Annotated in this window: 11 protein-coding genes and 1 pseudogene; 3 read left to right on the top strand and 9 right to left on the bottom strand. The window is 71.0% G+C overall.

What is annotated here, in order from left to right:
• Both A5680_RS12085 and A5680_RS12080 read right to left on the bottom strand, forming a co-directional pair.
• Nucleotides 1-936, bottom strand: a 936-nt coding sequence (locus tag A5680_RS12085) for an MFS transporter (protein ID WP_067819523.1), incomplete at its 3' end; no start/stop codon positions are given.
• A 134-nt stretch (nucleotides 937-1,070) separates the two neighbouring features.
• Nucleotides 1,071-1,361: a metal-sensitive transcriptional regulator gene (locus A5680_RS12080; RefSeq protein WP_055401119.1), complete on the bottom strand. Its 291-nt coding sequence runs from the start codon at nucleotides 1,359-1,361 to the stop codon at nucleotides 1,071-1,073.
• Nucleotides 1,362-1,430: 69 nt separating this feature from the next.
• On the opposite strand from A5680_RS12080, the gene ilvD reads away from it, so the two are divergent.
• Nucleotides 1,431-3,146 (top strand): dihydroxy-acid dehydratase, encoded by a 1,716-nt coding sequence (ilvD, locus tag A5680_RS12075; protein ID WP_055401121.1) that lies wholly within the window; start codon nucleotides 1,431-1,433, stop codon nucleotides 3,144-3,146.
• Nucleotides 3,147-3,183: 37 nt separating this feature from the next.
• Here ilvD and A5680_RS12070 read toward each other — a convergent pair whose 3' ends face one another.
• The gene (locus A5680_RS12070; protein WP_067819520.1) at nucleotides 3,184-3,624 is read right to left on the bottom strand and encodes an SPW repeat protein; all 441 of its coding nucleotides are present in this window, start codon (nucleotides 3,622-3,624) and stop codon (nucleotides 3,184-3,186) included.
• Nucleotides 3,625-3,782: 158 nt separating this feature from the next.
• On the opposite strand from A5680_RS12070, the gene A5680_RS12065 reads away from it, so the two are divergent.
• Nucleotides 3,783-4,766 (top strand): nitronate monooxygenase, encoded by a 984-nt coding sequence (locus tag A5680_RS12065; protein ID WP_067819512.1) that lies wholly within the window; start codon nucleotides 3,783-3,785, stop codon nucleotides 4,764-4,766.
• On the opposite strand, the gene A5680_RS12060 is transcribed toward A5680_RS12065, so the two are convergent.
• A complete protein-coding gene (locus tag A5680_RS12060; RefSeq protein ID WP_055401128.1) occupies nucleotides 4,763-5,419 on the bottom strand; it encodes an O-methyltransferase in 657 nt (218 codons plus the stop codon). The two genes, A5680_RS12065 and A5680_RS12060, sit on opposite strands and share 4 nt — an antisense overlap.
• 129 nt (nucleotides 5,420-5,548) lie before the next feature.
• Here A5680_RS12060 and mymT point away from each other — a divergent pair, with 129 nt between their 5' ends.
• Nucleotides 5,549-5,695 (top strand): metallothionein MymT, encoded by a 147-nt coding sequence (gene mymT / locus A5680_RS12055; RefSeq protein ID WP_055401173.1) that lies wholly within the window; start codon nucleotides 5,549-5,551, stop codon nucleotides 5,693-5,695.
• A 127-nt stretch (nucleotides 5,696-5,822) separates the two neighbouring features.
• Here the strand turns inward: mymT and A5680_RS12050 are convergent, their stop codons facing one another.
• The 5 genes and pseudogenes from A5680_RS12050 to A5680_RS12035 form a co-directional block, all read right to left on the bottom strand.
• A complete protein-coding gene (locus A5680_RS12050; RefSeq protein ID WP_067819510.1) occupies nucleotides 5,823-7,949 on the bottom strand; it encodes a glycoside hydrolase family 3 protein in 2,127 nt (708 codons plus the stop codon).
• Nucleotides 7,946-8,443 (bottom strand): TIGR04338 family metallohydrolase, encoded by a 498-nt coding sequence (locus tag A5680_RS12045; protein WP_055401132.1) that lies wholly within the window; start codon nucleotides 8,441-8,443, stop codon nucleotides 7,946-7,948. Before A5680_RS12045 ends, A5680_RS12050 begins: the two co-directional genes overlap by 4 nt.
• Nucleotides 8,440-9,189: a DUF2786 domain-containing protein gene (locus A5680_RS12040; RefSeq protein WP_067819508.1), complete on the bottom strand. Its 750-nt coding sequence runs from the start codon at nucleotides 9,187-9,189 to the stop codon at nucleotides 8,440-8,442. The genes A5680_RS12045 and A5680_RS12040 overlap by 4 nt, the downstream gene beginning before the upstream one ends.
• Nucleotides 9,182-9,310: pseudogene (locus tag A5680_RS26560) on the bottom strand (hypothetical protein); the annotation flags it as partial. The pseudogene A5680_RS26560 and the gene A5680_RS12040, both read right to left, overlap by 8 nt.
• A 39-nt stretch (nucleotides 9,311-9,349) precedes the next feature.
• The gene (locus A5680_RS12035) at nucleotides 9,350-10,183 is read right to left on the bottom strand and encodes an alpha/beta hydrolase (protein ID WP_055401135.1); all 834 of its coding nucleotides are present in this window, start codon (nucleotides 10,181-10,183) and stop codon (nucleotides 9,350-9,352) included.
• Nucleotides 10,184-10,235 lie beyond the last annotated feature (52 nt).

Below are 10,235 nucleotides of genomic sequence, written 5' to 3'. Positions count from 1 at the left end.
GGCCGCCGCCGCGGCGGGCCGGCCGCCGACCGCCAGCGCGGTCAGCACGACGAACGCCGCCGTCAACCCGGCCATGCAACCGATGATGGCCCCCTTCGGCCGGCGGTCCAGCGGCCGCGCCACCAGGCCGACGGCGATCACTCCCGCGGCGCCGTAGGCGGCCAGCACCCAGGCCAGGTTCGGGCCGCGCACGCCGACGACCTCGCGGATGATCTCCACGATGTAGGTGTAGGAGACGAAATGCCCGGTCACGCCGACCATGGTGATGACGCTGACGACGATCAGCCGGCGGTTGCGGTGGTGGCGGGCCCGCGGGCCCACGCACATGAGCTGGTCGGCGGTCAGGACCATCTCCGGCAGCAGCACCCGGGCGGCCACCGTCACGAGGGCGGCCGCCACGGTCACGCAGACCACCGCCACCCGCCAGCCCCACATCAGGCTCATCGCCGCAGTCAGCGGGCTACCCAGGACCAGCGCCAGGCTGGTTCCGACGTAGATCGACATCGTCGCGCGGCCGGCGTGGCTCGGCGGCACCAGCCGCGTCGCGATCGGGGCGATGACCGACCACAGCAGCCCGTGGGTGATCGCGCAGAGCACCCGCCCGGCGGCCAGCACCGCGAAGTTGGGCGCCAGCGCCGAGATCAGCTGCGACACGGTCAGGCAGGTCAGGCTCGCCACCAGCACCCGCCGGCGGGGCAGGTGCGCGGTCCAGCGCACCAGCGGGATCGTGGTGAGGGCCGCCACCAGCGCGTACCAGGACAGCAGCGTGCCCACCAGGACCAGGCTGACGTGCAGGTTGCGGGCGATCGCCGGCAGGGCGCCGACGGGCAGGATCTCGGCGGTGACGTAGGTGAAGGCCGCCGCGGCCAGCACAGCCAGCTGCGCCGCGATCCGTGGCGTCCACGTTCGCGCGGCGGTTGCGGTTTCGGCAGTCATGGAGTCGGTGTCGGCCGGGCTACCCAGTTCTTGGGTTGTCGCGCCTAATGCGATCACACTGCCTTACCGTACGGACCGCAACTACGGCTCCCCCCTTGTCAGGGCCGGAAGCCGGGTCTCAACTTGATCACCGATCAGGAACGAACCAGGCGCGCGATCGCGGCGGACGCCTCGGCGAGCTTCTGGTCGGCGTCGTCACCGCCCTCGGCCACGGCCCGGGTGACGCAGTGATTGAGGTGCTCGTCGAGCAAATTCAGGGCGACCGACCGCAGCGCGCTGTTGACGGCGCTGATCTGGGTGAGCACGTCGATGCAGTACTTGTCGTCTTCGATCATCCGCGCGATCCCGCGCACCTGGCCCTCGATGCGCCGCAGCCGCTTGGCGTAGTTGTCCTTGTCCTGCGAATATCCGTGTGCCGTCGTCACCCCACCAGCATATACCCCATCGGGGTATCCCGCGTTCGGTTGGTCATGGCGGTCCCGCATACTTGAGCAATGGCCCCCACCAGCGATTCGACTTCGACGGTCGACATCAAACCCCGCAGTCGTGACGTCACCGACGGCCTGGAGAAGGCCGCGGCCCGCGGCATGTTGCGGGCGGTAGGCATGGGTGACGAGGACTTCGCCAAGCCGCAGATCGGGGTGGCGTCGTCGTGGAACGAGATCACCCCCTGCAACCTTTCGCTGGACCGGCTCGCCAAGGCGGTGAAGGAAGGCGTGTTCGCGGCAGGCGGTTACCCGCTGGAGTTCGGGACGATCTCGGTTTCCGACGGCATCTCGATGGGCCACGAGGGGATGCACTTCTCGCTGGTCTCGCGCGAGGTCATCGCGGACAGCGTCGAGACCGTGATGCAGGCCGAACGCCTGGACGGCTCGGTGCTGCTGGCCGGCTGCGACAAGTCCCTGCCCGGGATGCTGATGGCCGCCGCCCGCCTGGATCTGGCGGCGGTGTTCCTCTACGCGGGATCCATCCTGCCCGGGCGGGCCAAGCTGTCCGACGGCACCGAACGCGAGGTCACCATCATCGACGCGTTCGAGGCGGTGGGTGCCTGCGCGCGCGGGTTGATGTCCCGCGAGGACGTCGACGCCATCGAGCGCGCGATCTGTCCCAGCGAGGGCGCGTGCGGCGGCATGTACACCGCCAACACGATGGCCAGCGCGGCGGAGGCCCTCGGCATGTCGTTGCCCGGCAGCGCGGCGCCGCCGGCGACCGATTACCGCCGCGACGGGTTCGCCCGCCGCAGCGGCCAGGCCGTCGTCGAGCTGTTGCGCCGCGGCATCACCGCCCGCGACATCCTCACCAAGGAGGCCTTCGAGAACGCGATCGCGGTGGTGATGGCCTTCGGCGGCTCCACCAACGCCGTGCTGCACCTGCTGGCGATCGCGCACGAGGCCGACGTCGACCTCTCGCTCGACGACTTCAGCCGGATCGGGTCCAAGGTGCCCCACCTGGCCGACGTGAAACCGTTCGGCCGCCACGTCATGTCCCACGTCGACCAGATCGGCGGCGTGCCGGTGGCGATGAAGGCGCTGCTGGACGCGGGCCTGCTGCACGGGGACTGCCTGACCGTGACGGGCCAGACGGTTGCCCAGAACCTGGCCGCGATCGACCCGCCCGACCCGGACGGCAAGGTGCTGCGGGCCCTGGACAATCCCATCCACCCGACCGGCGGCATCACCATCCTGCGCGGGTCGCTGGCTCCCGAGGGCGCGGTGGTCAAGTCGGCCGGCTTCGACTCGCAGGTGTTCGAGGGCACGGCAAGGGTTTTCGACGGCGAGCGTGCCGCGCTGGACGCCCTCGAGGACGGGACGATCGCCGCGGGCGACGCCGTGGTGATCCGCTACGAGGGCCCCAAGGGCGGCCCCGGGATGCGCGAGATGCTCGCCATCACCGGCGCGATCAAGGGCGCCGGCCTGGGCAAGGACGTGCTGTTGCTGACCGACGGCCGCTTCTCCGGCGGGACGACCGGCCTGTGCGTCGGCCACATCGCACCCGAGGCCGTCGACGCCGGGCCGATCGCCTTCCTGCGCGACGGCGACCGGATCCGCCTGGACGTCGCGAACCGCGTCCTCGACGTGCTCGTCGATCCGGCCGAATTCGACTCCCGGCGTGCGGGTTTCACGCCCCCGCCGGCGCGCTACAAGACCGGCGTACTGGCCAAGTACGTCAAGCTGGTCAGCTCGGCGGCGATCGGCGCGGTGTGCGGCTAGCGCCGATCACCGTCCACCTCAAGGGATTTGGGGAGATCTAGGCGCGGCTGGCCGCCTCGCGGGTGCGCCTGCCGAAGTAGGTGGCGTGCAGGCCCAACACCGTCATCAACGCTCCCGCGACGATGTTCGACCACATCATGCCGGCGGTGAGGGCAACGCCCGGCAGGATCCACAGCGAGACGACGACCCACAGACCGAGCACCGGCATCGTCCAGGTCAGGCCGTGGGCGCGGTCGAGCGCCGTGGCGAACCCGTACGCCAAGAACGCCGCCGCGATCCCGACGATCAGGTCGGAGGTGGCCAGCGATCCCGTCGCGCCGAACCCCACCAACCACGGCGACGCCGCCACGTACAGGCCCGTCAACACGGCCAGGCCGAAGGTGACGTGCGCACTCGTCGACTCGGCCACGCGGTCATAGCTCGCGCGCAGAGCCAACAAATCCGGGTGGTGATCGATTGATGAATGGACTGTACTCATTTTGTGACCTTTCTGTTATGCAGCAAGCCTTTTGGGCTACCTGCACCCATCCATCTGCCGTCAAGATTACGCGCGATGCGCGCGCGCCAGCAACGAAATCCGGGGCGGTCCGCACCGCCCGCTGGGCCCGATTGACCGGCCGCGTAGCGTCGTAAGACATGGACATCGCGGACCGTCTGCGCATCGACGTCCCGGTGGCGCAGGCGGGCATGGGCGGCGGCCTGGCGGGCGCGGCGCTCGCGGCCGCGGTAGCCGAAGCGGGCGGCCTGGGCACCCTCGGCCTGGCCACGCCGCGCCAGCTGCGCGCCTGCATCGCCGAGGTGCGGGAGCGCGCGCCGGGCCGCGCGGTCGCGGTGAACCTGTTGATGCCCTTCGTGCATCGCGCGCACGTCGCGGTCTGCGTCGACGCCGGAGTCGATGTCGCCGTGCTGGCGTTCGGTGAGAAGCGGGGCCTGGTCGAGCACCTCCGCGACGCCGGCATCTTCGTCTTCGTGATGGTCGGCAGCGCGGCGCAGGCGAGCGCCGCAATCGGTTGGGGCGCTGACGGTTTGATCGCCCAGGGCCGCGAGGCAGGCGGCCACCTCGTCGGAACCATGCCGGCGCTCGACTTTCTGCCGCAGGCACTGGCCGCGGCCGGCCACCGGCCCGTGTTCCTCGCCGGCGGGATCGCCACCGGCACCGACACCCGCGCCGCCCTGACGGCGGGCGCCGCCGGGGTCGTCGCCGGGACGCGGTTCCTGATGACGCACGAGGCAAACGCCAACCGCGAGTACCAACGGCGAGTCGCCAACGCGGACAAGACAATCGAGACCAACCTGTTCGGGTTGAGCTGGCCGCTGCGCCATCGGGTGCTGCCCAACGCCGCGACGCGGCGCTGGTGCCGGGACGACGGCCGGGCCAAGGCCTTGCCGGCGGCGATCAACGCGGCGAGCCGCCCGCTGGCCGTGTTGGGCTACTTCGACGCCGCCAAACTGATGCGCCTGCAGTCGCCGGCCCGCCCGTTGCTCACGCCGCTCGCGCCGCTGGCCGCGACGCCGGACGCCTGGGTCGACCACGCGGCGCTCTACGCCGGCGAAACCGCGCTTCGCATCGGCGAACTCACCTCCGCCGCCCGGGCGGTCGCCGATCTCAGCCCGCGCTAGCGCACCGAGGCGAGCGCGAAGCCGTCCCAGCGCTTGGCCCCGACCGTTTGGATGACGGCCGTGTCCAGCCGCGGGTGCTCGCCCATCAGCTCCAGGGTCCGCCGCACCGCCGCCGCCTGGGCGTTGCCGTCCGGCTCCAGGATCCGCCCCTCCCGAACGACGTTGTCCGCCACGATGAGTGCGCCCGGGCGGGCCAGGCGGACCGCCCACTCGAGGTACGCGACGTAGTTCTCTTTGTCGGCGTCGATGAACACCAAGTCGAATGGGGCCCCGTCGAGAGCCGGCAAGGTGTCCAGCGCCGGGCCGACGATCACCTCCACCCGGTCGGCCACGCCCGCCCGTTCCAGGTTGGCCCGCGCCACCTCGGCATGCCTGGGCTGGTATTCCAGCGTCACCACACGGCCCTGCGGGCCCGCACCGCGGGCCAGCCAGATGGTGCTGTAGGCGCCCAGCGTGCCGATCTCGAGGATGCGCCGCGCCTGAATCGCACCGGCCAGCAGGCCCAGAAACTTGCCCTGCTGGGCCGACACCGCGATCTGCGGCAGCCCGGCCGCGTCGCTGGCCTCCAGCGCGGCGCTCAGGGCCGGGTCGTCGCCGACCAGGGTGGCGTTCAGAAACTCGTCGACGTCTTGGGGGGTGGGTTCCCGGGTCATGCCACCAACGCTAGTCGCGGCGGTCTCGGAACGGCCACGACTAGTTGCATATACCCATGGGGGGTATATAGTGAGCGCTGTGGTCGATCACAGCCGCAAGAGTCCACGACAAAGAAATGGGTGAATGACATGGCAAATTACGAAGCAGGCACCGAACTGACCTGTGGCCACGAGGGCTGCGGGTGCCGCGTCCGGATCGAGGTGCCCTGCCACTGCTCCGGTTCGGGTGAGCCGTACCGCTGCACCTGCGGCGACGCGCTGACCCCGGTCAAGTAGTCCGCACGCTTTAGGCCCGCGTCGAGTGTGCGTCCAGGGCGGCGACGCGCCGGGAACCCCGCCTTTGAAGCGCACACCAAAACCGTGAACGCACACTCGATGCGGCCGGCGGCCGCAGCCCGCGGGATCAGTGCCCGAAGGCTCGGCCGGCGAGTTCGACCGTCGCGGTCAGCCGCGGCGTGACCGCCGACGTCCCGACCGCCACCCGGTATTCGCCCGCGCCGATGCGCCAGCTTCCCCCGCGGCCGTCGTAGCGGGCGAGCAACCGCGGGTCGGCCTCGATCCTCACGCGGCGGGTGGCGCCCGGGTCGAGCTCGACCCGCTCGAATCCCAGCAATCGCAGGCACCGGCCGTCGGGGGTGCCGGTCACATACAGCTGCGGGACGTCGGCCCCGGCGCGGTCGCCGACGTTGGTGACGCCGAAGCTGGCGGTCACCGTTTGCCCGCCGCCGACTTCCAGGTCGCGGTATTCAAAAGCGCTGTAGGACAACCCATGTCCGAAGGCGAACATGGGGGTTTGGCCGGTGGCGGCGAACCACCGGTAGCCGACATCGGATCCCTCGGCGTACTCGATCGTGGTCGGCGTCCCCCATGGTGCGCCCAGGCCCGGCAGCTCCGGTCGCGGCGTCTGGGCCAGATCGACCGGAAAGGTGATCGGCAACCGGCCCGACGGATTGACCCGGCCAGCAAGGACTTCCGCGATGGCTTGGCCGCCGGCCTGTCCCGGGTACCACGCCTGCACAATGGCCCGCACCGAATCCCGCCACGGCATCGCCACCGGATTGCCGGTTTCGAGCACCACAATGGTGTCGGGGTTGGCGCCTGCCACGGCGGTGATCAGATCGTCCTGGCCCCACGGCAGCGACAGGTCGGCAATGTCGAAGCCTTCGCCTTCGGCGCGGATCGCGAACACGATGACGACGTCGGCGCGCCGCGCGGCCAGCACCGCCTCCGCGGGGGTTACCCCGGGGTCGAATTCGATTTGCGCGTGCGGGAATTGCTTGCGCAGTTCGTCCAGCGGGCTCGACGGCAACAGGTGCAGCTTGCGTATCCCGGCCTCCAGCCCCGAGCCGCCGATCGGTATCACGGCGGCGTAGCCGCCGGGCGGGACGACCGCGCTCGAGCCGAAGCCGGCCGGCACCCCGACGTGCGCGTATCCGCCGATGACGGCGATCCGGGCGGTCGACTCCGGCGCCAGCGGCAGCATCCCGCGGTTGGTCAGCAGCACGATCCCTTGCCGGGCGGCTTGCAACGCAATGTCGTTGTGCGCGGCCATGTCCGGCTCGGGCGCGGCGTCGGCCCGGTCGATCCCGACGGCGAACATCGACCGCAGGATCCGGCGGACCATGTCCGAGAGCCGGTCGCCGGTCAGCCTGCCGTCGGCATGGGCGGCCCGCAGCGGCCCGCCGAAGGTCTCCGACTGCCACAGCAGCGCGTCGATCTGCGCCCCGCATTCCTGGTCGAGGCCGGCCAGCGCGCACTCCCAGGACGGCGTCGCGCCCCAGTCGGACATCACCCAGCCGCGATATCCCCAGGCGCCCTTGAGCACCCGGTTGATCAGGACGTCGTTGGCGGCGGCGTAGGCGCCGTTGACCTTGTTGTAGGCCGTCATCACGGCGCCCGGCTGCGCGCGCTCGATGGCCATTTCGAAGGCCAGTAGGTCGGATTCGCGGTGCGCGTCGGGATCGATCACCGCGTCCAGCCAATGCCGGTTGGTCTCGTTGCAGTTCAGCGAGAAGTGCTTGACCGTCGAGATGACGCCTTGCCGCTGGATGCCGTCGATGGACTCGGCGACGATCGTCGCGGTCAAAAGCGGGTCCTCGGAAAGGTATTCGAAGTTGCGGCCGTTGCGCGGGTCGCGCGCGAGGTTCATCGCGCCGGCGAGCTGCACGTTGAACCCGCGGCTGCGGGCTTCCCGGCCGATCACCTCCCCCGCGGCGCGGGCGAGCGACGGGTCGAAGCCGGCGGCCAGGGCGAGGCTCGCGGGCAGCGCGGTGGCGGTGTCACCCGGGCGGTAGCCGGGGTTGCTCACGCCCAGGCCGGCGTCGCTCATCAGCAGCGCCGGGATGCCGAGCCGGGGAACGCCCGGGACGTAGGCCGCGCTCATCGGCACGTTCGGCGGGATGCGTTCGTCGCGTACCGGCCACAACTCGCCGGCGCCCATCACCCCGACCAGCAGCGAGAAGCGTTCGTCGTCGGTCAGCGCCGCTTCGACCTCGCGCGCCCGGGCGTCGGCGTCGCCGAAAGACGTCATCGCACACCCTCTTTCGCGTACACCACCCGCAGCACGTGCCCGAGCTCGGGACCCATCACCAGCTCCGCCAGCTCACAGAACGTCGCGACGAACTGCGGGCCATGCGGCGGCTCGGCCTGGCACAGGTGATGCGCGACCTCGTGCAGCACCACCAGTTCGCGCAGCGCCCAGTCGGCGGTGTCCCGGTCGGGGACGGCGATAACGCCTGCGCCGTCGCGGGATTCGTAGTGCGCCGCGGTGGCGGCCCGGCGCGGGCGAACCCGCAGCGGCGCGACGGAGGGCCAACGCCGGCGCACCGCCGGCAACGCAAGCACCTCGTCAACATAGCGCTGCGCCGCCGAAACCGAGCCGAATCGACCCTCCGGCGGCAGGGTGAGCTGGGCGCCGAAGAAGTCCACGGCGGGTGAGCCGTGCTCGGCGGCACGGTCGAACAGCGTCCGGACGAACTCCTCGGCCGCGTAAACCTTGGCTCGCTGCGAGTCCCGCTTGCTCACCGGCCCAGCGGGGTACGAGCGCCCGGCAGCTCCGGGCTGTTGCCCAGCCGCGCCCGCCGGCCGGCCCGGTCCCCCGCGCGCCGTGCCGCCGACGAATAGCCGGCCGTCGCCCGGCTCACCTGATAGGTGCCGCGCGCCTTCGACGCGCTGCGGTAGTAGTCGTGCAGCTCGAGGTCCTTGTCCCGCAACGCAATAGCCGTGCCCGGCGGGCGGCGCCGGTCCTTGGTCGCCTCGCGGCGGGCCTCCTCGCGGGCCTCGGCCAGCCGCTGCCCCACCCGCGCCCCGAAGGCCAGCTGAAAGTTGAGCCGCGCGGTGATGGTCGGCGTCGGCCGGTGGGCGCCCGACGCGAGGTAGGCGTCCGACGCCCGCACCATCTGGACCACCAGGCCGGCGTACAGCGCGTGGGTGGCGTCGATGTCCTCGGCGAACCCGTAGGCGTAGACGAAGGTCGAATTCGACGCCACGTCACAGCGCACGTCGTTGGCCATGGCGATCAACACGAACAGCTGCACATACGTCCGCAGCCCCTTGGTGCCCGCGTTGCCGATCGTGATGGTCCGCTGGGTGGGCGCCTGCGCCGCCGAACGGTTGGCCGAGTGCGACCGCGCCACCGCCAGGTCGATCGAGGCCGCCGTGGCCAACCGCTGCGCGGCGCTCATGAACGCGTCCGCCTCGTGCGGGTTGTCGGTGCCTTCGGCCTGACGCAACAGTGCCGCGATGCGGGCCAGCATCTTGTCGTCACTCATATGCGCCACTCCTCCTCATCGCTCCGCTCTGCATCGTCGTCGGCGCGCATATGCGCCACTCCTCCTCATCGCTCCGTCCCCCGCAAGCGGGCGGTACCCCCACTGCATCGTCGTCGGCGCGCATATGCGCCAACCTACGGGAGCGATCCGACACCCGGCCTCAGAGCCGCGCGGTGATCCACGAGACCACGTCGCCCAGCACCTGGTCGCGCTCCGGCTCGTTGAACACCTCGTGGTAAAGCCCGGGGTAGACCTTCAACTCGACGTCGGTCGAGCCCACGCACTCGACCAGGCGCCGGCTGCCCGCGACCGGGATCAGCCGGTCCTCGGAGCCGTGCACCACCAGCAGCGGCGCGGTCAGCGCCGCCGCGCGTTGCGGCATGGTCTCGCCGACCTGCAGGAGGGCCCGGCCGATGCCGGCCGGAACCTTCCCGTGGTAGACGAGCGGGTCGCTCTTGTAGGCCGCCACCACCGCGGGGTCCCGGGAGATGGCGTCGACGTCCAGCTCCTGCACCGGCAGGCCCGGCACGAGGGCGCCGAGCACCCGGGCGGCCAGCACCATCAGCGGTGACACCTGCTCCTGGGCCGCCACCGCGGGGCCGGACAGGACCATCAGGTCGTAGTTGTCGGGGCGTTCGACGCCGTACGCGAACACGATGCCACCGCCCATGCTGTGCCCCAGCACGATGCACTTCAGGCCGGGATGCTCCCGGGTGGCGATCCGGACCAGGCTGTCGAAGTCGGCGGTGTACTCGGAGATGTCGCGCACCAGGACCCGCTTGCCGCCGGAACGGCCGTGCCCGCGATGGTCCAGCGCGTAGGTGGCCAGGCCCGCCGCACCGAAACATTGCGCGACGTGGTCGTACCGGCGGGCGTATTCGCCCAGACCGTGCGACAGCACCACCACCGCCCGCGGCGCGGTGTCCGGCGTCCAGACGTCGTAAACGATGCGCACGCCACCGAATCCGTCGAAGTTCCGTTCGGATCGGTTCACTGCACGGTCCTAGTCATTACGGGCAGCGTAATGGCTCCCGGCGCAGGTCGCC

The organism is Mycobacterium sp. E2989, from assembly GCF_001667595.1.
Classification (GTDB): Bacteria; Actinomycetota; Actinomycetes; order Mycobacteriales; family Mycobacteriaceae; genus Mycobacterium.
The sequence above is the reverse complement of the archived record's forward strand: the minus strand, read 5'-3'. Positions and strand labels throughout refer to the sequence as shown.

Bases quoted from the DNA above. Each gene is read 5' to 3' on its own strand.
- A5680_RS12070 (WP_067819520.1), bottom strand. From the start codon at position 3,624: ATGAGTACAGTCCATTCATCAATCGATCACCACCCGGATTTGTTGGCT.
- ilvD (WP_055401121.1), top strand. From the start codon at position 1,431: ATGGCCCCCACCAGCGATTCGACTTCGACGGTCGACATCAAACCCCGC.
- A5680_RS12050 (WP_067819510.1), bottom strand. From the start codon at position 7,949: ATGACGTCTTTCGGCGACGCCGACGCCCGGGCGCGCGAGGTCGAAGCG.
- A5680_RS12040 (WP_067819508.1), bottom strand. From the start codon at position 9,189: ATGAGTGACGACAAGATGCTGGCCCGCATCGCGGCACTGTTGCGTCAG.
- A5680_RS12060 (WP_055401128.1), bottom strand. From the start codon at position 5,419: ATGACCCGGGAACCCACCCCCCAAGACGTCGACGAGTTTCTGAACGCC.
- A5680_RS12065 (WP_067819512.1), top strand. From the start codon at position 3,783: ATGGACATCGCGGACCGTCTGCGCATCGACGTCCCGGTGGCGCAGGCG.
- mymT (WP_055401173.1), top strand. From the start codon at position 5,549: ATGGCAAATTACGAAGCAGGCACCGAACTGACCTGTGGCCACGAGGGC.